The 23,256-nt window shown below is 71.7% G+C and carries 19 protein-coding genes; 6 read left to right on the top strand and 13 right to left on the bottom strand.

Translation table 11 applies throughout. The features are described 5' to 3' along the window. Positions 1-88: 88 nt before the first annotated feature. Positions 89-2,002 (top strand): FHA domain-containing protein, encoded by a 1,914-nt coding sequence (locus ACZ4VW_RS10195; RefSeq protein WP_467960488.1) that lies wholly within the window; start codon positions 89-91, stop codon positions 2,000-2,002. Positions 2,003-2,146: 144 nt separating this feature from the next. On the opposite strand, the gene ACZ4VW_RS10190 is transcribed toward ACZ4VW_RS10195, so the two are convergent. From ACZ4VW_RS10190 to ACZ4VW_RS10180, 3 genes are all read right to left on the bottom strand, one after another. Further along, positions 2,147-2,752 carry a GOLPH3/VPS74 family protein gene (locus ACZ4VW_RS10190; protein WP_467960486.1) on the bottom strand — a complete coding sequence of 202 codons (606 nt, stop codon included), beginning with the start codon at positions 2,750-2,752 and terminating at the stop codon, positions 2,147-2,149. Between the two features lie 305 nt (positions 2,753-3,057). Further along, positions 3,058-3,972: a PaaX family transcriptional regulator C-terminal domain-containing protein gene (locus ACZ4VW_RS10185; protein WP_467960483.1), complete on the bottom strand. Its 915-nt coding sequence runs from the start codon at positions 3,970-3,972 to the stop codon at positions 3,058-3,060. Beyond that, positions 3,969-4,625, bottom strand: coding sequence for a GNAT family N-acetyltransferase (locus ACZ4VW_RS10180; protein ID WP_467960481.1), 657 nt, complete (start codon positions 4,623-4,625; stop codon positions 3,969-3,971). The genes ACZ4VW_RS10185 and ACZ4VW_RS10180 overlap by 4 nt, the downstream gene beginning before the upstream one ends. A gap of 97 nt (positions 4,626-4,722) precedes the next feature. On the opposite strand from ACZ4VW_RS10180, the gene ACZ4VW_RS10175 reads away from it, so the two are divergent. Next, positions 4,723-5,784 (top strand): alpha/beta hydrolase family protein, encoded by a 1,062-nt coding sequence (locus ACZ4VW_RS10175; protein WP_467960479.1) that lies wholly within the window; start codon positions 4,723-4,725, stop codon positions 5,782-5,784. Further along, on the top strand, positions 5,781-7,004 hold the full coding sequence (locus ACZ4VW_RS10170; RefSeq protein WP_467960477.1) for a DUF418 domain-containing protein: 1,224 nt from the start codon (positions 5,781-5,783) through the stop codon (positions 7,002-7,004). The genes ACZ4VW_RS10175 and ACZ4VW_RS10170 overlap by 4 nt, the downstream gene beginning before the upstream one ends. A gap of 212 nt (positions 7,005-7,216) precedes the next feature. On the opposite strand, the gene ACZ4VW_RS10165 is transcribed toward ACZ4VW_RS10170, so the two are convergent. Then, entirely contained in the window at positions 7,217-8,773 is a 1,557-nt protein-coding gene (locus tag ACZ4VW_RS10165) for an oxidoreductase (protein ID WP_467960475.1), read from the bottom strand. Between the two features lie 207 nt (positions 8,774-8,980). Here ACZ4VW_RS10165 and ACZ4VW_RS10160 point away from each other — a divergent pair, with 207 nt between their 5' ends. Then, a complete protein-coding gene (locus ACZ4VW_RS10160; protein ID WP_467960473.1) occupies positions 8,981-10,024 on the top strand; it encodes a LacI family DNA-binding transcriptional regulator in 1,044 nt (347 codons plus the stop codon). Here ACZ4VW_RS10160 and ACZ4VW_RS10155 read toward each other — a convergent pair. Genes ACZ4VW_RS10155 through ACZ4VW_RS10145 form a run of 3 tightly spaced genes read right to left on the bottom strand, consistent with a single transcriptional unit; the run spans position 10,008 to position 13,542 of the window. Then, the gene (locus ACZ4VW_RS10155; RefSeq protein ID WP_467960471.1) at positions 10,008-10,718 is read right to left on the bottom strand and encodes a TSUP family transporter; all 711 of its coding nucleotides are present in this window, start codon (positions 10,716-10,718) and stop codon (positions 10,008-10,010) included. The two genes, ACZ4VW_RS10160 and ACZ4VW_RS10155, sit on opposite strands and share 17 nt — an antisense overlap. Further along, positions 10,715-12,133: an amidohydrolase family protein gene (locus ACZ4VW_RS10150; protein ID WP_467960469.1), complete on the bottom strand. Its 1,419-nt coding sequence runs from the start codon at positions 12,131-12,133 to the stop codon at positions 10,715-10,717. The genes ACZ4VW_RS10155 and ACZ4VW_RS10150 overlap by 4 nt, the downstream gene beginning before the upstream one ends. Beyond that, positions 12,130-13,542 carry a uracil-xanthine permease family protein gene (locus ACZ4VW_RS10145; RefSeq protein ID WP_467960466.1) on the bottom strand — a complete coding sequence of 471 codons (1,413 nt, stop codon included), beginning with the start codon at positions 13,540-13,542 and terminating at the stop codon, positions 12,130-12,132. The genes ACZ4VW_RS10150 and ACZ4VW_RS10145 overlap by 4 nt, the downstream gene beginning before the upstream one ends. A 622-nt stretch (positions 13,543-14,164) precedes the next feature. Between ACZ4VW_RS10145 and ACZ4VW_RS10140 the strand changes: the two genes are divergently transcribed. Further along, positions 14,165-15,541: a nucleobase:cation symporter-2 family protein gene (locus ACZ4VW_RS10140; RefSeq protein ID WP_467960464.1), complete on the top strand. Its 1,377-nt coding sequence runs from the start codon at positions 14,165-14,167 to the stop codon at positions 15,539-15,541. Between the two features lie 59 nt (positions 15,542-15,600). Continuing rightward, positions 15,601-16,305 (top strand): transcriptional regulator, encoded by a 705-nt coding sequence (locus ACZ4VW_RS10135; protein WP_467960462.1) that lies wholly within the window; start codon positions 15,601-15,603, stop codon positions 16,303-16,305. A gap of 37 nt (positions 16,306-16,342) precedes the next feature. On the opposite strand, the gene ACZ4VW_RS10130 is transcribed toward ACZ4VW_RS10135, so the two are convergent. The 6 genes from ACZ4VW_RS10130 to ACZ4VW_RS10105 all read right to left on the bottom strand — a co-directional run bounded on the left by ACZ4VW_RS10130 (position 16,343) and on the right by ACZ4VW_RS10105 (position 23,119). Further along, positions 16,343-17,062 carry a DUF2470 domain-containing protein gene (locus ACZ4VW_RS10130; protein WP_467960460.1) on the bottom strand — a complete coding sequence of 240 codons (720 nt, stop codon included), beginning with the start codon at positions 17,060-17,062 and terminating at the stop codon, positions 16,343-16,345. Between the two features lie 185 nt (positions 17,063-17,247). Then, positions 17,248-17,634: a VOC family protein gene (locus ACZ4VW_RS10125; RefSeq protein ID WP_467960458.1), complete on the bottom strand. Its 387-nt coding sequence runs from the start codon at positions 17,632-17,634 to the stop codon at positions 17,248-17,250. A gap of 121 nt (positions 17,635-17,755) precedes the next feature. Further along, positions 17,756-19,807 carry a pectinesterase family protein gene (locus ACZ4VW_RS10120; protein WP_467960456.1) on the bottom strand — a complete coding sequence of 684 codons (2,052 nt, stop codon included), beginning with the start codon at positions 19,805-19,807 and terminating at the stop codon, positions 17,756-17,758. Positions 19,808-19,866: 59 nt separating this feature from the next. Then, positions 19,867-21,162 (bottom strand): pectate lyase family protein, encoded by a 1,296-nt coding sequence (locus ACZ4VW_RS10115; protein ID WP_467960816.1) that lies wholly within the window; start codon positions 21,160-21,162, stop codon positions 19,867-19,869. Positions 21,163-21,506: 344 nt separating this feature from the next. After that, positions 21,507-22,022: a hypothetical protein gene (locus ACZ4VW_RS10110; protein WP_467960454.1), complete on the bottom strand. Its 516-nt coding sequence runs from the start codon at positions 22,020-22,022 to the stop codon at positions 21,507-21,509. 155 nt (positions 22,023-22,177) lie between these two features. Further along, a complete protein-coding gene (locus ACZ4VW_RS10105; RefSeq protein ID WP_467960452.1) occupies positions 22,178-23,119 on the bottom strand; it encodes a hypothetical protein in 942 nt (313 codons plus the stop codon). Positions 23,120-23,256: the final 137 nt, after the last annotated feature.

The raw sequence follows: 23,256 nt of genomic DNA, 5'->3' as shown, positions 1-23,256 counted from the left end.
CTCGTGGTGTGTGACGCAGGGAGCTTTCGTCTGGTGACCGGTTTCGCATTTCGTCATCGGATCCGTGACTCATGGAATTGGGTGACCCATGCCACCTCGGCTCGTTGGCCAGCAAGGCTCTCTGGCAGGACAGCAGTTCCCCATCGGCGGCACTCCGTTGACCCTGGGCCGCCACGGCGACAACAGTGTGGTGATAACAGGGGGAAACGTCTCACGCTTTCATGCGGAGGTGCGTCGTGAGCGCCACGGATTCGTGGTGTACGACAGCGGCAGCAGTAATGGCACGCGGGTCAACGGGGCGCGTGTGACGTCGCAGGAATTGCAGCCCGGGGATCTGGTCGAGATCGGAACCGAGACGTTCCGCTTCGAAGCGGCCGATGCGATGGAAACCATCATCGACCTCTCCGTGCTGCGGCCGCTCACTCCCTCCCGGGCGACCCTGGAGGCGGCGCCCGTGCTGAACGTCACCGTTTCGGGTGGCGGTCCCGTCGGCCTGAGCTTCGCTCTGCTCCTCGAACACCTCATGGGCCGACGCGTGGCCATCACCGTGTACGACGGTCGCTGGGTCCAGGACGGGGCGAAGGTCGTCTGGAAGAGCGAAGGGCAGGGCAACGTCAGGCGGCAGCAGGTCGTCACCGTGCAGAGCCGCCAGTACCTGAACCTCCCCGAAGAGGTGCAGGAACGGCTGTTCCGCGCAGACGCGTACACCGAAATGTGGCCGGTCGGGCCCGATTCGCTCCGCGGCTACAACCCGAGGAACCTTCGGATCTCCTACATCGAGGACACTCTCCTCGAATTGGCCAACGAAAAGCCGGACCGTATCCGGCTGGTTCCGGCCGTGTTCGACCCGGCGGAGCACCAGAAGGCGGAGTCGAAGGACCATGTGCTCGCTGTTTGCGAGGGCGGCCGCTCCCGAACGCGGGAGTATTTCACCGACAGGTTCGGCAACGCCGACAAGTCCATCTACTCGCTGCACGGTCAGCATATTCAGGACGTCGTCCTGGGCCTGCGCGTGAAGTCGACTCTGACGGATCCCATGACGGTCCTGCTGACCGTGGCGCAGAACCGCTTCCTCCTCAACGCCCTTCGCGGCGAGGGGTTTCTGAACATGCGGCTCACCGATGCCGAGGCCGCGGAGGTGGTCGGTATCGATCCGGTCCGGCATGTGTTCGAGGACTGCATCGCCTCACGCCCGTGCGTCATGGGGCGGGACGATCACGGCGACTTCCAGTGCTCGACGCACAGCACGCTCTTCCTGCCCGCCATGGTCAGGGGTTCGGCGCTGTGGAAGCGGGTGCTGGAGGGGCTGGCGCTGTTCGGCGTCGCCGAGAAGGACCTGAGCGCCGTCACGGCCTTCCGGCTCGACATGGTCCAGCGGCCCAGGTTCACCACCCGGCTCCGCGCGGCCACGTCGACCTCTCCCGGCTCTTACGGGTTCCTGCTCGGCGACGCCGCCAACGCCATCCACTTCTGGCCGGGACGCGGGCTCAACAGCGGACTGGGCTCCGCCATTTCGCTGGCCCGTTCCCTCAACGGCGCATGGACCGGCAGGCCCTTCCGGGACGCCGACTTCGCACGCCACGAAGCGGCCATGTCCATGCTCCAGTACCGGCACAAGAGCCGGGCCTGGAACACGATGATCACCACCGACGAGAACGGCGTCAGCTGCGCGATCAAGGAGAAGATCGCACAGAGCATCGAGGAGTCCGAAGGGACGGGCCCGGACAGGAAGGACGTGGACCGGGGCGCGGACATCGACGCGTTCATGGAACGGCTGCGGGGAATCCGCGACCGATTGGCATCACGCCTTCCCGGAATGCCCGACGACGCGACCCTGCGGAACCACCTGGAGACACTCAGGTCGGAGACTCTGCGCACCCTGTGGGAGAGCGGAGCCTGGGACACCCTCGTCGTCGGGGGTGAAGAGGTGGACATCGACATCTTCTACCAGCAGGAACCGCCGGCCACGCCTGCCCCCAGAAGGGCCCCCGCCGCGACCTGACACCGGGGCGGGACACCCCGGGAGCCGGCCACGCCTGCCGCCAGGAACCGCGACATGACACCGGGGCGGGAGACCCCCGGGCGAGGACGGGGGCGCCTGGAGGTCCGTGACGTGGCGGCCCTGGTCATCGTCCCCGCGGCGGGCTCACGGCGCCCGCCAGAGGTTGGCGAAGGCCGTGTTCTCGATGGTTCGCCTCTGGCGCGCGGCCTCCAGCTCCATCACGGCATCGTGGACGGCGGCGACCACGGTGGTCACCGCCTCGTCGTCGAAGCCGGGCTCGTCGTCGGACAGTCCGCCGTCGATGCCCACGGCCGAGGCGAGGGCGGTCAGAACGGGTTCCTTCCGGTCCCAGCGGCCGGCTGCCCGGCGGCGAGTGGGCGTATCGACCGTTTCCACGCGATCCGAGCCGAAGAGCGATCCGCCGCGTCGCTTCCGGGTCAGGTCACCGTCCGCCTCCAGGGCGGCCTGGTACGCGGCCGAGAGGTCTCGGCCCCGGCGCCACAGCCAGTCCTCGATCCGCTCGTAGGGCGTCTGCCGACCGAGCCGTGTCGCAGCCTCGCCGAGGAGCCGATCGTCCGGAGCCGGCGACTCGCCCGGCACGATACGGGAGCCATCCACCGTGATGGCTCCCGCCGCGAGGAGATCGATCAGCTCGGCTCCCGCGAGCGCGAGCGACAGGTCGCCCTGTCCCACGGCCCGCTCCGGCCTCGGCTCCATGGCGACGATGAACAGGTCTTTCGCCGTGGTCATGAACGGCTCCCCTCGGAGTCATCGACGGTGTGTCACCCGCGGCCAGGGCCGCATCCGCAGCCTGTTCGGCGGTGGGGGCGACTGTCCCGATCAGTATCGCCGCCGCCCGGGCGGCCGAAGCCTTCCGGCATGCCACGGTGCGAAAGCCTTCCGGCATGCCACGGTGCGGGAGGATGCCGGTGAACGGGCGGTGTGCGGGCCCGGCGACGACGCCCAGAGGTGAGCGAGGAGGCGCATCGGCTGATCCTCGTCGAGGATCGGTCCGTCGCGCGCCGCGTGCTCTCGGACGGGTACACCGGGTCGGCTCACGCGTCCAGCGCGTCGGCGTACAGCGCGAAGAGTCGCAGCTCGGGGCCGGTGCCGGTCGCCCGGGTCTCGCGGAGGTGTCGCCAGCAGTCGGCGGCCAGGCGGCGGGCTTCGCTGCCCGGCCAGAGGGCGGGCAGGAGTTCGGGCGGCAGGAGGGGGTCAGGGGTCATGGCGGCGGTGAAGTGGGCGGCGAGTGCGATGGCCGTCGCGAGCCGCTCGGCGTCCGAGGGTTCGTGTCCCCGAGCGAGCCGGGTGAGGTGGGACTCGGCGAAGGACGCGAGCCGCCTGTGGCGGGCGGCGATCTCGTCGAGAGGCCACAGCGTGGCGGCCAGCTCCTGGGGGTCGGTGGTCCTTCCGATCCGCAGGTCGGTGGTGGTCAGGCAGGTCAGGCCGTCGAGCACGCCGAGGTGGCGGGCCTGGGCCTCGACGAGTTCCGTGACGGGGTTGGCGGTGACGTACAGGCCGCTCTGAACGGGCGCGGCGCCGACGTGGAGGAGGCTCTCGCGCAGGGTGTCGCGGGCGGCGCGACGGGCTTCGGGGATCGCGAAGCCGAACAGATGCCATGTGCCGTCCCACGGAGCGAGCCCGGCGTCCTGTCGGTAGGCGTGCCGGACGTAGGCGGCGTTCGGCGCCAGGGATCCGGTGACGTCGGCGACGGCGCGGAGGGTTGCTTTGCGTCCGCGTCCTTCCTGCGTGAAACGGCCCTCGTCGACGAGGCGTTTGACGCACAGCCGCACCTGCTGGTCGGTCATGTGGAGAAGGCCGGCGACGGTGTAGAGCTCGCTCGCGTCGACGGTGCCGTCCTCGCGGACGAGGGCGTGCACCAGCAGCCGGGTGGGGATGTCCGGACCCTCGGGCCCGCCGTCGGCGTCGGTGGCGTGGTCGGTGGTGCGGTCGGTGGCGCTGGTGTTCATCGTGCCTCTCTCGCGCCCGGCGCGTCCGCTCGGGTGACCTGGCGGTGCATGGTCGTGACGGCGCCGAAGCCCATCAGACCGCGCAGGTAGGGGGTTTTCTCGGTGCGGACGGCGGTGAAGCCGTGCCGTTCGTAGAGTGCCGCGGCGCGGGGGTTGACGTCGATGACGTCCAGCCGGATCCGCCGGCAGCCGTGGCCGGCGGCGAGCGCCGCCATCTCCCGCAGCAGCAGGCTACCGATGCCGCGACCGCGGTGCGCCGCATCGACGGCGATACCGTCCATGACCAGTTCACCCTCGGCCGGTTCCCGCTCGAAGAGGGTGAGGAGCACCAGCCGTGGCAGGCCGCGGAGCGGGCCGTAGGTCGACAGGACGTCCCTCGCGCCGCCGCCGGTGAGCGCCCGGTCGCCGAGGCGGTAGCCCGCCACGCCGACCACCCGGCCGTCCGTGAGCGCGGTGATGCCCCGGTCGTGCTGCAGATGGGCCGCGATGAACGCCCGTCCCACCTCCGGTGGGTCGAGCGCCGGGCCGAGCTTGCGGCCGAACGCCTCCCAGTAGAGCTCCGCCACCCGCTCCTCGCTGCCCTCGGGTACCTCCTGGCGCACAACCAGCCCCCCGCCGTTCGCCGCCGGGTCCGTTCCCACCGTCGTCTCCATGCCGCCCCTCCGTACGCCGACTCACCATTCTCGTACGAGTGTATTACGCTCACTCTCCATACGAGCGTTCTGAGAACGAACGATTTGGGGGATGGGCATGGTCGCGATACGTCGTGCGCCGGGGCGGCGCAGAGTGCGGTGGGCGGTGTGGGCGCTGGCGGTGGTCCTGCTGGTGAGTGCCGGACTCGCCGGCGTGGTGGTGGTGCAGAACACCTACGCGCTGCGTGAGGAGAAGGTGTCGTTGCGACACGACGGAATGCTGCTCGACGGGGTGCTGGCGATGCCCGAGACGGGCGACGGGCCTTTCGGCCTGGTCGTCTTCGTGCACGGGGACGGTCCGGTCGACGCGACGCACGAGACGTTCTACCGGCCGTTGTGGGAGTCGTTCGCCCGAGCCGGGTACGCCTCGCTGTCGTTCAGCAAGCCCGGGGTCGGCGGCTCGGAGGGCGACTGGCTGCGGCAGAGCATGGCGGACCGGGCGGAGGAGACCCTGGCCGCGGTGGCCTGGGCCCGTGGCCGTCCGGACGTCGACGGCCGCCGCATCGGCCTGTGGGGAGCGAGCCAGGCGGGCTGGGTCCTGCCCAAGGTCGCCGCGGCGGACCGGCGTCTGCAGTTCGTCGTCGCGGTCTCCCCGGCCGTCAACTGGCTGCGGCAGGGGCGCTACAACCTCCTGGCCGAACTGCGCCGGGACGGCGCCGGCGCCGAGGAGCACGACGCGGCGCTGCGCAGGCGGGAGACCACTCTGGCCCTGCTGGACCGCGGGGCGTCCTACGCCGAATACCGCGCCGCGGTCGGTGACGTGGGCGGCACGACCGCGGCCAGGTGGTCCTTCATCGCCAGGAACTACCGCTCGGACGCGACCGCGGACCTGCGCGCCATGCGCGGGACGCCGGTCCTGCTGGTGCTGGCCGGTCATGACGTCCATGTCGACGTCGCCGAGACCGAAGCCGCCTACCGCGAGATCCTTCCGGCGGCCTCTCTGACGGTGGCGCGCTACCCCGACGCCGCCCATTCGCTGGTCGACCACGCGGTGGAGAGCTCGCGGTGGCGCCTGACGCCGACCGCCGTCCTCGCGCCCCGGAAGCTGTACACCGCCGGCTTCCTGGCCGATCAGGCGCGGTTCCTCCGGCGCCCGGTGTCCGGGGAGGGGGCGGCATGACCAGCACGACCGGACCAACCGCCGTGCGCGAAGGTCTCGTGGGGCGGCTCGGGGCCGTCGACGCACTGCGCGGATTCGCCCTGCTCGGCATTCTGATGGTGAACATCACCTATCTGGCCTCCGCCTACCACGGCACCGGCGTGGAGGACCCCGGCTTCGAGGGCCCGCTCGACGGTGCGGTGCGGGCGGTGGTGGCGACGTTCTTCGAGGCGAAGTTCTTCCTGCTGTTCTCGTTCCTGTTCGGCTACGCGTTCACCCTGCAGCTCGCCTCCGCGACACGCGCCCGGGCGCGGTTCGTCCCGCGGTTCCTGCGGCGCCTGGCCGGACTGTTCCTCCTGGGGGTGGTCCACGCCGTCGTGCTGTTCCCCGGCGACATCCTCACCACGTACGCCGTCCTCGGGCTGATCCTGCTGGTCTTCCACCGCATCCGGCCCCGCACCGCCGTGCGCACCGCCGTCGTGCTGTTCGGCGTCACCGCTGCCGCGTACGCGCTCCTCGCCCTCGCGCTGTGGTCGGCCGACGCGGCCGACGCCGGGCTGGACGAGGCGTCGGCGGCGGCCGACGCCGCCCGGGCCACCGAAGCCCTGCGGGGCGACGCCGCCTCGGTCGTCTCGACGCATCTGGACCAGCTGCCCGACGTCGTGTTCATGCTGGCGTTCTTCCAGGCGCCGGCGGCACTGGCCGCCTTCTTCCTCGGCCTCGCCGCGGGCAGGACCCAGATGCTGCGCGACATCACCGGTCACGGCCGTCTGCTGAGGAGGCTTCAGGTCGGGGGCTTCACCGTGGGACTCGGCGGCGCGGTGGTCTATGCCCACGCCAGCCTCGCCCATCCGTCGACGGCGTACCACATCCTGGCCGTGGCCGTCGATGTCGTCACGGCGCCGCTTCTGGCCGCCGCGTACGCGGCCACCGTCCTGCGCCTCGCGAACGGACGGCACGGCGGGACCGTGATCGGGGCGCTGGCCCCGGCCGGCCGGATGACGCTGACCCACTACCTGACCCAGTCAATGGTGTGCGCCCTGCTGTTCACCGGTTATGGAGCGGGACTCGTCGGCCGCGTGCCGCCCACGGGCGTCACCGCGATCGCCCTGACGCTGTTCGCCGTCCAGGCGGTGGCCGCCCGCTGGTGGCTCGGCCGCCATCCGTACGGGCCGGCCGAGTGGGGGCTGCGGGCCTGGACGACCCTGTCCCGGCCCGACTGGAGAACCAGAGCGCGGTGAGCACTTGATCCGTTCGCCGACCGCCGACCGCCGTTCGCCGACCGTCGACCGTCGACCGTCGACCGTCGACCGCCGGCGACACTTCGACGCTCCGACCGATGTCGTCGAGGTCGGACAACAGAGTCCGGTACGCGGATGTCCCGCCGGACAGGTGACCGCGCTGCGCACCCCCGGTGCGCGGCGCGGCTCCCGGCAGCCTCGCCGAACGGCCGCTAGTTCTTCTGCAGGGTGCGGGTGACGCCCGCGATGACGGCGGTCGTCAGTACCCAGCCGAGGGCGATCAACAGGTAGGCCAGCCACTGCAGTCCGCCGTTCGACCAGTACCAGGCCGTGCGCTGCCCCAGACCACCGATGGGGATCAGGAGGTCGAGCGTGTAGACCAGCGGCTGGAACGGGGCGCCCTCGCCCGGTTTGACCGGCGTGGGGGAGTCCGTACGGAAGGACAGCGCACCCAGCAGCGTCAGCGCCAGGAGCCAGACGCCGGCCAGCCACGGGCGGTAGCCGTAGCCGACCGTCGCGTCGAGCAGAAAGCCCCACGCGCGCGTGGCCGGACGCAGCGTTCGGCGGCGATGGCGTTGTCTGGCCAGGAGCACGCGGCGGGCCTCGTCGTCGTGGCCCGCCTTCCTGTACCAGCTCGCCAGCTGCTCGTACGGCTGCGGGCTGTAGCCCGGGCTGCGCCGTATCCACGCCACGCGGTGGGCGACGGAGTTCCGGCGCCCCACCGCCTCCCGTCTCTCGCCGCCCTCGTCCACCTTGATGGAGTGGTAGACGAAGCCGTCCAGTTCCACCGTGTCCGGCCAGCTGTGCTCGCTGTCGTGGAGAGAGGACACCTGGGCGCCCCGCAGGTCCACGGTGCCCGACGGTGGCCGGGCGAGGGTCAGGTCGAAGTCGGCGGCCTGCATCAGCGGCGCGACCAGAGACGGACCGCGGCCGTCGGGCGGGCCGTTCAGAACGGCCCGCTCGAAGGTCAGGTTGTCCGAGATCCGGGCGCCGCGCAGCCGTACGGTCCCGTTCGCGAGGAACCCGTCGGAGCAACTGAGCGTCGAGGCGACGGCGTTGTCCAGCGCGAGCGCCACCCCGCCCGGGCCGGGGCCCAGCAGGTGGGCCCCTCGCATGTGCAGTCCCCCCGGGAGTTGTGCCCCCATGAGACGGACTTCCCCGTTCGCGACGAATCCGCTCTCGCAGTAGACGCCGCCCTCCGCGGCCAGTCCGCCGGCGGACACCGCCCATTCCCCGGGTGCGGTGATCTCGGCGCCGCTGAGGTTCACGGCGCCGCTCACCTGGGCGTTGATGAGCGACAGGGCGGTGGGTCTGCGGTGCAGGGGTGAGACGGGGCCGCTTTCCAGACGGGAGCGCCGCAGGTCGAAGCGCCCCTCGACCCTGGTCAGGCCGGCTTCCACGCCCGGCACTCGGCTGGCCACGATCGCGATCGACCGGGTCGCCGCTCCGGAGAGGTCCACTCCTCCCTCGCACCAGCAGTCCTCGATCCAGAGGGCGTGATCGATCTGCGCGCCGGCGAGGTCGAGGCGCCCGGATATCCGCGCCCCGGTGAGCTTCAGACACGCGACGGCTCCCGGCTGTACGGTCTGGGCGCCCAGGAGGAGCGCCCTGATCACGGTGGCCCGGACCGTCCGCTCGGGGCCCCATCGCCCGCCCTCCGCGACACGGTCACGCTCGGGCACGCCCGTGCGCAGGTCCACGCGGCGTCCCTCGGGGAACGCGGCCCACAGCTCACGCTCGGGCGAAGTCAACTCGTCGTACGACAGCACGCGTGCAGCGTAGTGATCCTCCTCGGGGCTCGTCTGGTGCAGCGTACGAGGACCGGCCGCGGGGCCGGTCACGTGCCGAACGGCCGCAGGAGCGGCGCGCACGGGGCCGGGGCGGAAGGCAGCGGTGGTCGCTGGTGCGGGGGCGGCGGGCGGATCGGCGAAGATAGGGGGCATCACCTGTCCCCGAGCGCGTGAGGAGCGACGGACATGGCCACTTCCGGGGCCGGCTCGAGACCGCCGACGATCGCCGATGTCGCCGCCGCCGCCGGGGTGTCGCGCACCACCGTCTCGCACGCGCTCAACGGGCTCGGCAAGGTCGACCCCCGGACCCGGGAGCGCATCAAGCTCGTCGCCGCCGAGCTGGGTTACCGGCCCAACCTGCGGGCCCAGCGGCTGCGGCGCGGGCAGGCCAAGGCCATCGCGCTCGCCTCGTCCATGCCGGTCGCGGTCGCCGCGGGGCCTTCCCGGCTCGGCTTCTACATGGAGATCGCCGCGGCCGCCGCCGAGAGCGCACTGCTGCACGGATACGCCCTCGTGCTCGTACCCCCCGTGCAGTCCGCTTCGGGCCTCCACTCCGTCGACATCGACGGAGCCATCGTCGTGGAGCCGGATGTGCACGACGCGGCGGCGGCCCAGCTGACGGAGCGCGGGCTTCCGTACGTGGCGCTCGGCAGGCCCGTCTCGCCCGACGAGGCGGCGCCGTACATCGATCTGCGCGGCGGGCTCGTCGCCGAGAAGCTGCTCGGCCACCTGCGCGAGCAGGGCGCAGTACGCCCGGCGCTGATCATCGGGTCCGGGGAACGGCACGCGGCGGTCGACGCGCGCGCCGCCTACGAGCGTCTGGCCACGGAGCACGGCTGGACTCCGATCGTGGCGACCGCGCCGGAGACGGGCGGCGAACAGGCCGGGTACGAGTGCTGCGCCGAGCTCCTCGCCCGCCATCCCGGGATCGACGCCGTGTGCGCCCTGGTGGACGCCTTCGCCGTCGGCGCGGTCCGGGCGATCAAGGACAGCGGGCGCGTCGTACCGGACGACGTCATGGTCGTCACCCGCTACGACGGCCTGCGCGCCCGCACGTGCGAGCCGCCGCTCACGGCCGTCGACCTGCATCTGGACCGGGCGGCGTCCGACGCGGTGGAGCTGCTGCTCGGACGGCTGCGCGGCGACGTGACCACCGGTTCGGTGGTCACGTCGCCCGAGCCCCGGGTGATCCCGCGCGCCTCGTCGCTGCGGGTCACAGCCCCAGCATGAGGACCACGCCGGAGACCAGGGCGAAGCCCAGCACGAACAGACGCATCCGGGACGCGTTCATCCGGTGGCGCACCAGGCGGCTCGACCACGCGCCGACGGCGATCGCCGGCAACAGGGCGAGGGCCCAGCCCAGATCCTCCGCGTGTCCCTTCCCCGTGGCGAACAGCAGTGCCAGCGAAGCGAGTTCGCCGACGAGGAAGCAGAGGGCGACGGTGGAGCGCAGCTCGGCCGGAGGCCGGTGCTGGTACACCAGCGCGAGCGGCGGCCCGCCGACGCCGGTGGCCGTCTCCGTCAGGCCGGTCACCGCGCCCGCGCCGAGGTAGGCGGCCCGGCCCGGGGTGAACGCGGGCGCGGCGAGGCTCGCGACCGCCGCCAGGACGGTCGCGGTGCCCACGAAGAGGCCCAGGCTGCGTTCCGGGATCAGCCAGAGCAGCGCCAGTCCCGCGGGAGTGGCGGCGAGCCTCGCGGCGGTGATCCAGCCGGCCCCGCGCAGATCGAGCGAGGCCCGCTCGCGCCAGGCGACGTACAGGTTGAGCGGGATCATCGCCGCGAGGACGAACACGGGGAGCAGGCCGGGGTCGAGGATGCCGGCCACGGGCGCGACGATCAGTGCGAAGCCGAGCCCACTGCTGCCCTGCACGAACGCGGCGACGGCCACGGTGAGGGCGAGGACGGCCAGTGTCTCGGTGCTCACGGAGCGGTGCTCCTCATCCGCGCCGCCGTGGAGGTGGGGTGCGCGCGGACGATGGGCGCCCGTTCCACGGCGGCGCGGGCCAGTTCGGCCGCCCGGCGGACGAGCGCGGGGCCGTCCCAGGCGGTGGGCAGGCCGCGCCACAGGCGCATCCGGCCCCCGACGAACACGGCCGTGATCTGGTCCCGGTTGCCGCGGCGTACCAGCTCCCACGGAACGTCCCAGGAGAGCGCCAGCTCGGGGGTGGTGACGTCGACGAGGAGGAAGTCGGCCGCCAGGCCCTCGGCGATCGCGCCGGTGCGGGCACGGAGGCCGACGGCGTCGGCGCCGCCACGGGTGGCGTGCTCCAGCCAGGTCCAGCCGGCGCCGCACGACGAGTCGCCGGTGGCGAGACCGTACGTGATCCGCTGGGCGAACTCGGCCGCGTCGGCGAGGCGGAAGCCGTCGCCGCGGGTGCCGTCGGTGCCGAGGCCGAAGCGGATGCCGCGCTCGGCCATGGCCAGGGCGGGTGCGACGGCGTTGCCCTTCCAGGCGCTGGCCACCGGGTTGTAGCTGACGGCGGTCCCGGTGCCGGCGAGCAGGCTCAGCTCGCGCGGGGTCAGGAGGGTGGCGTGCGCGGCGAGCAGGTGGGGGCCCAACACCCCTATGTGGTGGAGGTGTTCGAGGGGGCGAAGGCCGTGCCGCAGGAGGGAGCGTTCGACGGCGGCCAGGTGCTCGTTGACATGGATCTGTACGGTGGCCCCCGCCTCCGCGGCGAGTCCGGCGACGCGCCGCAGGGTTCCGGAGGTCGCCGCCTCGGGGATGGAGACGGCGAGGGAGGCGTGGACGAGCGGGTCGCCGTCGTAGCGGGCGAGGTGCTTCTCCGCCCGGGAGAGAACGGCGGCGTCGCCGTCTCCGGCGTCGGCATCGGCGGTCGTGGTGCCGTCGGCGTCGTTGCAGACGAGCCCGAGCACGCAGCGGATCCCGGCGTCCCGGGCGGCGGAGGCGACGACCTCGACGTCCACGTCGGCGCGGGTGCCCGCGTCGGCGACAGTCGTGAAACCACCGCGCAGCGCCTCCAGTGCCGCCAACTTGGCCGCCGTATGAGCGGATTCCTCGTCGAGCGCGCCCTCGAGGGGCACCCACACCCGCCGGAAGATCTCCGACGGCTCCCCGAAGGCGAGTGCGGAGCCGAAGCTCTGCGTGAGGTGGTGGTGGGCGTCGACGAAGCCGGGCATCAGCAGGTGACCGGGCAGTCGTAGGCCCTCCAGGTGCGGGTGGGTGTGCCGGAGCTCCCGCGCGGGGCCCACGGCCTGGAACGAACCGTCGGCGACGACCACCGCGAAGCCGTCGGCGGGCCCTTCCGGCAGCAGGACGGCGTCCGGTTCGAGGAGGAACGGGCCGGGTGTGTCGAGGAGTTCGCGGGTCTGCTGGTTCATCGGTCGCTTTCCGTACGGCTGGTGGCCAGGCGGGCGGCGATGCCCGGCCTGACGTGGTGGAAGAGGATGTTGAGAACGGCGGCGACGAAGGCGCCGACGGCGACACCGCTTTCGAGGAGGATGCGGAGGTTCGGCGAGAAGCCCGCGTACACGCCCGGGATGAGGATGGGCAGGAGTCCGAGCGCGAGGGCGACGGCGCAGATGAAGGTGTTGGTGTGGGTGTCGAGGTCGGAACGGCCGAGCATCTGTACGCCGAGCACGGTGATGACCGCGAAGACGACCATGGCGGTGCCGCCGATGACCGCCGAGGGTATGACGCTGATCGCGCGGGTCACGGGGGCGAGGAAGCCGATGGCGATGAGGACCACGCCGGCCGCCGCGGTCACGTAGCGGCTGCGTACGCCGGTGACGCGGACGATGCCGATGTTCTCGCCGCTCGTCACCATCAGGGGCAGTCCGAAGAACCCGCCGAAGAGGGAGGTGAGCGCGTCCCCGCGGATGGTCTTGGGGACGGTGGCGCGCCGGTCGATGTCCTTGCCGACGGCCTCGGCGTTGATGACGGTCTGGCCGGTGGCCTCCGCCATCGAGGCGAGGCTGTAGAGCATCAGGGGCAGGGCGGCCAGGAGGTTGAACTGGGGTGAGCCGAACGGCATCACCTGCGGCAGGCTGACAAGTCCGCCTTCGGCGGCGCGGCCGAGGTCCATGTGGCCGAGGAGAGCGGCCAGGCCGGTGCCGGCGAGGAGCCCCAGCATGACGGCGAGTTGGCGCAGGATGCCGGTGAACAGCAGGTAGAAGACGACGGTGAATGCGATCGTCGCCATGCCGAGGAGGAGGTTCGTGGTGTCGGCGAAGCCGGGAGTGCCGGGACGCCCGGTGACGAGGATCGCGCCGACCTTCACCAGGTTCACGCCGACGATGACGATCATCGTGCCGATGACGAGGGCCGGGAAGAAGGCCAGCAACCGGGAGAAGACGGGCAGGACGACGAAGTAGAAGGCCGCCGTGAGGATCACCGCGCCGGTGGCCGTGCGCAGGCCGTGCTGGTCGGCGATGGCGAGGAAGAGGATGAGCGGCGCACCGCCGGGCAGCATCACGAAGGGGAGCCGGGGGCCGAACCTCCACGGGCCGAGCGACTGGATCAGTGATCCGACCCCGGAGAGCACGAAGGCCGCGGAGAGCAGGTTGACGGTCAGGCCGGCGTCGAGGCGGAGCGTGGCGCTCATCAGGAAGATCGCCGAGATCGGTGTGGCGGCCATGACGAGGACGTGCTGGATCCCGAAGAGGAGGATGCGGCCCAGGGGGCGGGACTCGTCGACGGGGTGGACGGACGCGGGGTGGGACGCGGGGTCGGTGGGCTCCGGCGTCGGTGGTTGATCCGTGCCGGGAAGGGTCTGGCGGGGACTGGACACGTACGGGCTCCGATCGGCGTTCGACACGCTCGGGTTCAGCCGCGATCCGGCCCTGGACGGGGAGCCAAATCGATTTGGCCATCGATTTGGCCGTCAGTATGTGAGGCGGTACGGCGGCCGTCAAGGGTTCGGTCGGTGGCGTCACCGGACGGGTGTGACCTGACGCAGTCTCAGAAGTGGCAACGAATTCCGCACCCCAGGGAAGGGCAGGCCATCGATTCGTAAGTTACCAAGGGGTTTTGCTTCAAAAAACATGGACTCATGGCTTGCGTCATGCACGGCCCGTCCGCAAGGATCTGTCTCCGGCCCGGGCCGTCGCCCCGGCCCCTCACGCCTCCACGTCTGGACGCCTGGCCGCGCACCGGTAACCCCGGTGCCGCCAGCCGGTGCGCCGCCTGATCCACGCGGCCGCCCGGCAGCCCCCTTCGAGGTTCCCCTCCGGTGACCCCAGCGCATGGGCTTCGCCGGGGTGTCGGCGTTCCGGCGGCGCGCCTCCCCCCCCCGTACCCCCTCGTTCCCGCTTTCCCCTTTCCCCCGCTTCCTCTCACTCACCTACCCTCAAGGCAAGGCAGAGATGGCACCACAGGCCTCGCGCCGACGACCCCCGACCACCGTGCATCCGGTGGACGAGGTCCTCCCGCTTCCCACCCTCGCGCTCTACGGATTCCAGCACGTCCTGGCGTTCTACGCCGGTGCGGTGCTCGTCCCCGTGATCCTGGGCAGCAGCCTCGGCCTCTCACGCCAGGAACTCGTCTACCTCATCAACGCCGACCTGGTCACCGCCGGCATCGCCACCCTCATCCAGGCGTGGGGTTTCTGGCGGATCGGCGCCCGGCTGCCGCTGGTGCAGGGCGCGACCTTCACGGCCGTCTCACCGATGATCGCCATCGGCCAGGGCGCGGGGGGCGGCACCGCCGGTCTGCTGGTGGTGTACGGCGCCGTGATCACCGGCGGTGTCGCGGTCTTCCTCCTCGCCCCGTTCGCCGGGCGCCTCACCGCGTACTTCCCCCCGATCGTGACCGGCACCCTGCTGACGGTCATCGGCATCGTCCTCATCCCGGTGGCGCTCCAGGACGTCGCCGGTGGCGCGTCGCTCGTCGGCGGCCCCGGCTTCGGCGACCCGGACCACCTCGCGTACGCGGGCGGGACCCTGCTCTTCATCCTGCTGGTGGTGCGGTTCGGCGGTGCGTTCCTGCGCAGCATCGCCGTCCTGCTCGGACTCGTGGGCGGAACCTTCGTCGCCTGGCTGCTCGGAGACGTCGACCTCGGGACGGTCGAGCAGGCCGACTGGCTCGGCGTCAGCACCCCCTTCCACTACGGCCTGCCGCAGTTCTCGGTCTTCCCCATGATGGCGATGGTCGTCGTCATGCTCATCACCATGGTGGAGACCACCGGAGACGTGTACGCCATGGGCGAGATCACCGGCCGGAAGGTCGACGGCGAGACCGTCGGCAGGGCGCTGCGGGCCGACGGCGTCGCCACCGTCCTCGGCGGGGTCTTCAACTCCTTTCCGTACGTGGCGTTCGCGGAGAACATCGGTCTGGTCCGCATCTCCCGCGTCACCAGCCGCTTCGTCGTGGTCGCGGCCGGCGTCCTCATGATCCTCCTCGGCCTGGTGCCGAAGGCCGGCGCCGTGGTCGCCTCCGTCCCCCATCCGGTGCTCGGCGCGGCGGCCGTCGCGATGTTCGGCATGGTCGCCACCGTGGGCATCCAGATCCTGGCCAAGGTCGACCTGCGGGAGGAGCGCAACGCCATCATCCTGGCCGTCAGTCTGGGCGCCGCGATGCTCCCGACGGCCGTCGCGCCCTTCTTCGAGCGCATGCCCACCGAAGTCCGCGCCGTCCTGGGCAGCGGAATCACCCTCGGCACGCTGACGGCCGTCCTGCTGAACCTGTTCTTCCACGTGTTCGAGAACCGCCGCAAGCGGGAGGACATCGACTGGGACGGCCTGGCCGCCTACGACGACGGGGCGGCCCCCCAGACCGCCACGGCCCGCTGATCCGTTCCCCTCCCCGGAGCCCGCCGCTCCGTGAAGGCGCCCCCCGAGGTGATCCGCACGTGTCCCACCCCCCGTTCTCTCCCGCCCAGGCCCGCGCAGCCCGTCTGCGCATCGGCCTGCCCCCCGAACACGTCGTCTCCGCCATGGCGCAGTTGGGGGTGCGTCGCACGGTGGAGACCTTGCTGGCCTGGGAGTCGGGGGCGGTGGCGCCCTCCGAGGCCGAGCTCTTCGCGCTGGCCGACGCGCTGTGGTGCCCCGTCCCGGTGCTCATGGACCTGCGGCCGAGATCCTTGCGCGAGCATCGCCTGGCCCGGCGGTTCAGCGCCGAGCGGCTGGCCCGGCGCATCGGCATGGACGTGCGCGACTACGTCCGGGCCGAGAACGACCACCGCTGGAGCGGAACCGATCGGCAGACGCTGGTCCTGGCGGACGCCCTGGACCTCGAACCGGAGGAACTGCGGCGCGTCATCGGCCGGGCCGGCGAACTCGACGGGCTGCTCCGCCAGGCCGTCGAAGGCCGGTGGAAACAGCACACCGCCTCGCTCGCGCGGCTCGTCGGCGCGCCCGAGCGGACGGTGGGACGGGCGCTGCGCACCCTGCACCAGGAGTACACCCGGTTCAACGAGCGCTACATGGGCCATCTCGTGGCCCGCAGCGACACCGCACGGCTGAAGGAGATCGCCACGGAACGGGCCGGCTGGCTGCAGGACCTGTCCGACCGCTTCCTCCACCTCATCGGCCACGGCGCCCCGCCCCCGGCCTGAGGGGCATCGGCCGACGCGGCCCGGGTCGCCGTCGGGGTCAGGGGCGCGGGGAAGGGTGCCGGTGGTGCGCGCAGCGGGGAGTGGTGAGGAGTTGGCGGACCTGCTCGCCGGCCTCGGCCGCGTCCCTGGCCGTGGCGGGGAAGAGCAGGCGCAGGTCGCAGTGGCCTTCGCGGTACTCGCAGCGCAGGGTGATGCTGTGCCGGTCCACGGCGAGCGGCAGGGCCCGGACGAAGCCGAGCGGGAGCCGTGACCCGGCGAGGACGACCAGATCCGCCACCAGGTCCGCGTGGGCGTCGGCGAGATGCGTCAGCATCGCGGCCTCCTCGACGGCGAGCGGATCGGGTTCGGCTCGGGCGAACGCGTCCAGGTCGACGTCCCACGTGCCCGCCGCGGTCCGCAGAATCACCCCCGTCGGATCGAGAAGCAGCGCGCCGCCGTCCTCCGCCTCCGCCGGAGCGAGCCGGCCGGTGACCGTCACCCTGGCGCGCACGCGGTCGCGGAGCGCCGTGGGGGCGATGTCGGTGAACTCCAGAAGGGAGGCGATGCCACCTCGTTCCGCGGCGGCGTGGGCGGCCAACGGGCTGTCCGCCCGGGGGTGGAGCGTGATCCGCCCCCGGGCGTCCACGGAGTGCATGCCGATCAGGTCGTACTCCTGCCTGTCCGTGCTGAGCGACAGGGAGATCGCCCGGGCCAGTACGGAGCGGACGTGCTCCGCCGCGGGCTGCTCGGGCAGGGAGGGGTCGGTGGCGGCACTCAAGGTGGCTCCTCGCGGGACGAGTCGGACGAGTCGGACGAGTCGGCTCAGGGGCAGGGTGAACGCGAACCTCTCGACTGAGGTAAGGCTAACCTAACTGCGACCGGTCCGGGAGTCCATACGCGCCGCGAGACGACCGCGCGCCACGTGACCAGGCCGACCACGTGGCGCGCGCGGCAACCGGCCGCTCAGCCCTCGGCGTCCTGCGGGTACCAGCGCAGTTCGACCGTGTTGCCGTCCGGGTCCTTGACGTAGACCGACTGCGCGGAGCCCCGCGCGCCCCAGCGCGGGACGGGGCCCTCGAGGACGTCGAACGTCCCGGAGCCGATGACCTCCTGCCAGTCCAGCGGGTCCACTACCAGGCAGATGTGGTCGACGTTGGACTCGCCGCGCGGGCGGGAGAACAGGTCGATGACGGTGCTCTCGTCGATACGCACCGACGGGAAGGGCACCTTGCCGGCCCGCCACTCCTCGACCCGCTCGGGCGCGAGGCCGAGGGGACCGGTGTAGAACTCGAGCGCCTTGTCGACATCGGTCACATTGAGTACCAGGTGGTCGAAGGCCTTCACTCGCATGATGGTTCCTCAGCTCTCTCGAAATGCGCCCGCGTGGCGGGGCGTTGCGTTCAGGCGCACCCTACGGGCCGTACGAAGGACCCAGCCTGTCATGCGGCGACGGCCGAACGCGGGGGAGGCGTCATCCCCCACTGATCGCGCGCTGCGGGGCCCAGCCGTCCGAACCGGCCAGATAGACGGCGACGCTGTGTGCCGCGGCGTCCGTGTCGCTCATCTGGGGGCGGTCCGGCGTCCTGAGGGCGCCGGGACCGGTGTTCCGGTACTCGCCGAAGCGGGCGTCCCTCCAGGAGAAGCCGCTCATGTCGGTCCACGGCGCGGCCTTGATCGCGGCCGGCAGTTCGGTGTCCCGGATCAGGACCTGCCCGACCGCGTCCGGCTCGCCGCCCGGGTGCCAGGGCCGGCCGAGATGGAAGGAACCGGCGGGCGCGTCGCTCACGATCCGTGATCCGGTGATCAGGAACCCGTACGGATTGCCGATCCATGTCGAAGCAGCCGTGATGTAGCCGTTGTTGCTGTCCGAGCCGCGGCTCAGCGCCCTGATGAGGGAGCGGTCGACGACGGCGGTGGCCCGGCCGTAGAGGAAGTCGACGTCACCTTCGATGAAGGAGTCGCGGATGTACACGCGGCTGCGCGTGGTCAGGTGGGGGCTGTCCACCATGAGGGTGTCCTGGTTGCCGAGGAAGCCCGTGTCGTCGAAGACCAGCCGGTCGCCGGTGGTCTTCACGGCGAGGGCCTGTTCGCCGTTGATCTCCACGGCCGCCTCGTCGAAGTCGTTGGCGAAGGTGAGGTGACGGGCGGTGAAGTCATTGCCCTCCACCACGACCGTGGCGCTGCCCCATGATCCCTGCGTGCCGCCGCCGGGCTTCGGCGCCCCCGCCGGGGTGTCGAAGACGATGAGCGTGTCCGACCGGTTCGGGCCGGTACCGACGAGGGAGACATGATCGCGCCCCCGTCCGACGCGTACCTTCTCCCGGTACGTTCCCGGAGCGAGGCGCACGGTGATCGGCTCGCCGTTCCCCGCCGGCACCGCGTCGACGGCCGCCTGGACCGTCGGGTACGCGCCGGGCACGTCCAGCGTCGTCCGTGAGCCGATGCTCTTCTGCGGACCGGAGAACCGCGTCACGAGCGCGGGGACGGCCGCGGCCGGGTCGAGGCGGTAGTCGTAGAAGTCCCGCGGTTCGAAGGCGGCGCCCCACTCGTCGTGCCGACCGGTGGTGTTCTTCAGGATCGAGCCCCGCTCGACCAACTCCGCGCCGGCGTCGGCCTGGTGGGGGTGCTGGACGCCGTCGTAGTAGCTGTTCTCGATGACCATCTTGGTACGGCCGCGGGACCAGGACCCGTACGACCAGACGGGGTCGCCGTCGTCGACCTGCGACGACAGGTAGTTGTTGTAGAGATGGGCGTACGCGCAGTTGTCGGCGGAGGGGTTGCGCTGCTTGGTGCCGCTGAACCAGTTGTGGTCGATGGTGACCTGCGTCTTGACGTTGCTGGTCCAGCCGATGCCGAACGCCTTGTTGTGGTTGTCGAAGTGGTTGTACGAGACGGTGACGTACTCGCTGTCCTTGCGGAGGTCGACGAGCCCGTCGCCCATGTGCGTCAGGCGGTTGTGGTCGATCCACACATGGCTGACGGAATCCATCTGGATCGCGTCGAAGTCGCTCGTCTTGCCGTCCCAGTCACCCTCCACGTACGAGTCGCGGATGGTGAGGTTCCGGATGATGACATTGCGGGTGCCGGGGGAGAGGTTCAGCTCGCCGTGGACGATCTCGCCGGTCGTGCCGACACCGACGATCGTCTTGTTCGAAGTCACGTCGACGGCCGAGCCGAAGGGGTCCACCTCGATGGTGCCCTTGACGCGGATGATGTAGGGCTCGGCGGCGGCCGCGTACCTCTTGAGGGACTCCTGGTCGGTGGCCGTGACGACCTTCCCGCCGGCGCCTCCCGTGGTTCCGCCGGCCAGTGAGGCGAAGCCGTGGGCGGTGTCGGAGAACGGCAGGCGACCCGCGGCGGCAACCGGCTCGGGCGCCCTGACCGCCTCCGCGTCCGTCGCTCGCGCCTCGTGGCCCACGGCCGGGGCGCCCAGGGTGGCGAACAGCGCGGTGGCCGCGACCAGGGCGCGGGCTCTGAGACGCCGGTGGCTGTGGTGGTGGCTGAGGGTGTGGGTGTACTGCATGGCGGCTCCCAACAGGCTGAGGTGTCACAGGGGGACGGTGGACGGCCGCGGCCGGTCCGTCAGAACGCTTTTCCGGCGCCCGCCCGCGACGCCACATCACGGTCGGCCCGTTCGGCGCTGCTGACGGGGCCGTGCAGGGTCGGCGCCCAGCCGACATCCGGGATGAGGTCGCGCTCGCTGCCGGAGTTGTAGCTGTTGTTGAGGGCGAGCAGGTCGACCGGGAATCCGTTGAAGAGCGTGCCGGTCGCGTGCAGGGCGCTGCCGTTCCAGCTCTTGACGAGATCGGCGGCCTCGATGTGCCCCGGAGTGGTGAACGCGTTGTTCTCCGCGTAGACGGCCGACTCGGTGGAGACGCCCAGGGCGTAACGGAAGTCATGGGCGTCGGCCGGTACGACGTACCGGTTGTTGTAGAGGTGCACCTGGCCGAATCGGACGCGCGGGGCGCGCTGCACCACCGAGGTGAACTCGTTGTGGTGGAGGGTGACACGGAGCTTGCCCCGGTCCCCGGTCGCGGTGTCGCTGTTGCCGATCAGCATCGCCTTGTCGTGGTCCGCGAAGCGGCTCCACGACACGGTGACCAGGTCGGAGCCGTTGGTGATGTCGAGGAGGCCGTCGTGGCGCAGGTAGGTGCGGCCGAAGTGTGCCGGCTCGTCCGCATCAAAACGCCCCGCGTCGGAGACGGTGACATGGTCGATCCACACATGGGTGGCGCCCCGCAGCCACAGGTTGTCGTACGCGGTCTTCCAGTCACCGAGGCCGCCGGTGTTGGGCTGCCAGACGGGGAAGCAGTCGTACGCGTCGCGCAGGTCCAGGTTGCGGATGATGACGTTGTCGGCCTCCCGCACCTGCAGGCTCGCGCCCTTGAGGACCGCGCCCGAGCCGAGGCCGACGATCGTGGTGTTCGACCCCACGGTCAGTTCGACCCGCTCCGCCTGCCGGGCGGCCGACGCGCGGCGCGCCTCCTCCTGCGGGCCGGAGGGCTTGGCGCCGCCCCAGGAGCGGGGGTCATAGGCCGCCAGGTAGGCCGACAGGTCGTAGCCGCCGGTCGCGTAGTCGTCACAGGAGAGGGGCTTTCCCTCGTCGTCGGTGTTCGCGTCGATCGGTCCGGCGATACGGATGATCTTCGGTACGGCGCTCCCTCCGTCGAGGGCGCGCACCAGCCCCGCGCGGTCGTGCACCGTGAAGACATGGGCCCTGTCGGCGGCGGCTCCTCCGGTGGTCCCGCTGCCGTACGCGGCCCAGCCGTCGCCGGCCGGCAGGGTCTCACGGCTGAGGTCACGCCCCTCGGCGGAGGCGGGCACGCTCAGCGCGGCGAGCAGTCCGGCGCCGAGGGTGATGTGGAGGAGCCGGCGCAGGGCGAGCGGGGAGGAAGAAGGGGGCACGGTCGGCACGCCTCTCGGATCTCGCGTATCGCGTCTCATATATGACGGTCCAAGTGCAACGCGCTGAACGTAGAAGCGTGCGGGGGATTAGTCAACGCTTCTTACAAAAGCGGCTGAGGGGAGGGCTGTTCCGCGAACGCCCCAGGTGTACGGGATGGTTGAGTGAGTGCGTCCGACGTGGCAGCACCTCTCGATGGCTGTAGCCGACGGGACAGATGGCCATGTAACTGACGAATGTTCATACAGGTGAACCGATGTCGAGTGCCGGAGCGCCGACCCGACGGGGATCCCGTGGGGCCGGCGCGACGGAGCGCATGTCAGCAGGCATCGACCCAGTCGTGTGAGGAGACGTTGTCGTTGACGAGCCGGCCCTTGCCCGCGCCGGCGCCGAAGAACCTCAGTCCGGAGAGGCCGAGGTCCGGCAGGGAGTGGCCCTGGTGAAGGCAGACCCACGAACCGGTCCAGTTCACCCCGTAGAAGAGCCGGACGTCCTCGGCGCGTCCCGGGAACCCGTTGTTCCAGACGTCCGACACCTTGTTGCGGCAGCCGGCCCAGTTCCCGTTGTTCGCGTTCCACTTGCAGTGGAATCCGCCCGCGTGGGGGTGCTCCCAGGCGTAGAGGAACCCGTCCGCCGCGGGTGCGGCCGCCAGGCCGGGTGCGGTGGTGAGGGCAGATGCGGCGGCGGGGCCGGGTGCCGCGACGGCCGGGGCCGGTACGGGGCGGGGTGCGGCGGACTCGGGTCCTCCGGCGACGCGGGCGTCGGCCCCCGGGGCGGTCAGCAGGGTCAGGGCCCCGACGGTGAGTGCCGTCAGGAGGGCACGGGTGGTTCGCATGGTCGGTCTCCTTCGTGGAAGGGTGGTCGCACCGCCGTTCGCGGTGCGACCGTGGGGCCGCCGGGCGCATGGGGCACGCGGCGGGGTCGAGGGGCCGGGCGGAGCCCGGTGGGCGGGGACCTGCTCGGGGGCGAGCAGGTTCGCCGGCCGTACGGTCAGCCCTGCGGGGCGCCGCTCTTGATCCGGTGGGCACGGGGCAGCGCGGCGTCCCTCAGCCGGTCCCGTGCCTGGACGTCCACGCGGTACTCGCGGGCCAGGAGCCTGCCGTGGTGGTCGTCCAGTCGCCGGGCAGCGCGGGCCAGTGCCGAGTCCTCGGCGCACCGCACCTCCGCCAGGGCGAGCCGGATCTCGCGGGTTCGGCCGAGAGGGTGGGTCGTCGAGAGTGCGGCGGCGCGGGCGGCGGCCGGGGTGGCGAACGCGTGCCCGGCGCGCCGCATGCACAGCCGCCACGCGCCGAGCCGCTCCCGATAGCCGGGGTCGGCCGTGACGCGGCTCCGGCGGATCTGCTCCAGCGCCTCCACACGGGTCGAGGCGCGGAACCAGGCTCCGAGGTCTCCGTACAACCGCTGCTGGGCCTCCGCCACACAGCCGCGGTCGCTGCGCCGGACGGTCCCGCCGCCCGGAAGGCGCACGGTCGGCCCGTCGGGCGAGGGGCCATTGGCGGCGACCAGAGCCGCTGCCTTGCGGTCGGCCGGCAGAGCGGCGAAGTAGGCGCGGTTCGGGTCCTTCTCGACGAGGGCCGCCCGCTCGGCCCGCGACTCGGCGCCGTAGCCGTGCTGTCGAGCCCAGCCCTCGTTGTCGAGCACGTACGGGAAGGCGCTGATGCCCGGATCGTCGTCGAGCGGGAAGACGCGATACGTGAATCCGTGCCGGCGCATGCAGTCGCGCAGCAGCAGTTGCTCAGCGTCGTGCAGAAGGCGGTCGTCGGCGGTGACCGCCCTCGCGCCGGCGGTGAGGGCGGGGGACGCCCGTCCGCCCCGTAGGGGTTCGCCGGGGCCGGTCGGCGTCGTCGTGGCGAGCGCCGGCAGGGCGACGGTGACGGTGACGGCCGCGGTGGCGGCGAGGAGCAAGTGGCGGGCACGGCTGTTCCGGGGCATGGGGATCTCCGGCGGAGGTCGGGGGAGCGGTGCCGAGACCTGAAGCCCGAGAGGACGCGAAGGGCGTCGGGGCGTCGGGTCGTCGGGGCGTCGCGGGGAAGGGCGGCGGCGAGCCGTCGGCGGGTGAGGTGCCGCTG

It is taken from the genome of Streptomyces sp. NPDC029139, from assembly GCF_055564335.1.
The sequence above is the reverse complement of the archived record's forward strand: the minus strand, read 5'-3'. Positions and strand labels throughout refer to the sequence as shown.

Excerpts from the sequence above, each read along its gene's own strand:
- ACZ4VW_RS10150 (WP_467960469.1), bottom strand. The coding sequence starts at position 12,133 with ATGAACCAGCAGACCCGCGAACTCCTCGACACACCCGGCCCGTTCCTC.
- ACZ4VW_RS10120 (WP_467960456.1), bottom strand. The coding sequence starts at position 19,807 with ATGCAGTACACCCACACCCTCAGCCACCACCACAGCCACCGGCGTCTC.
- ACZ4VW_RS10195 (WP_467960488.1), top strand. The coding sequence starts at position 89 with ATGCCACCTCGGCTCGTTGGCCAGCAAGGCTCTCTGGCAGGACAGCAG.
- ACZ4VW_RS10190 (WP_467960486.1), bottom strand. The coding sequence starts at position 2,752 with ATGACCACGGCGAAAGACCTGTTCATCGTCGCCATGGAGCCGAGGCCG.
- ACZ4VW_RS10105 (WP_467960452.1), bottom strand. The coding sequence starts at position 23,119 with ATGCCCCGGAACAGCCGTGCCCGCCACTTGCTCCTCGCCGCCACCGCG.
- ACZ4VW_RS10185 (WP_467960483.1), bottom strand. The coding sequence starts at position 3,972 with ATGAACACCAGCGCCACCGACCGCACCACCGACCACGCCACCGACGCC.
- ACZ4VW_RS10175 (WP_467960479.1), top strand. The coding sequence starts at position 4,723 with ATGGTCGCGATACGTCGTGCGCCGGGGCGGCGCAGAGTGCGGTGGGCG.
- ACZ4VW_RS10110 (WP_467960454.1), bottom strand. The coding sequence starts at position 22,022 with ATGCGAACCACCCGTGCCCTCCTGACGGCACTCACCGTCGGGGCCCTG.
- ACZ4VW_RS10160 (WP_467960473.1), top strand. The coding sequence starts at position 8,981 with ATGGCCACTTCCGGGGCCGGCTCGAGACCGCCGACGATCGCCGATGTC.
- ACZ4VW_RS10180 (WP_467960481.1), bottom strand. The coding sequence starts at position 4,625 with ATGGAGACGACGGTGGGAACGGACCCGGCGGCGAACGGCGGGGGGCTG.
- ACZ4VW_RS10125 (WP_467960458.1), bottom strand. The coding sequence starts at position 17,634 with ATGCGAGTGAAGGCCTTCGACCACCTGGTACTCAATGTGACCGATGTC.
- ACZ4VW_RS10170 (WP_467960477.1), top strand. The coding sequence starts at position 5,781 with ATGACCAGCACGACCGGACCAACCGCCGTGCGCGAAGGTCTCGTGGGG.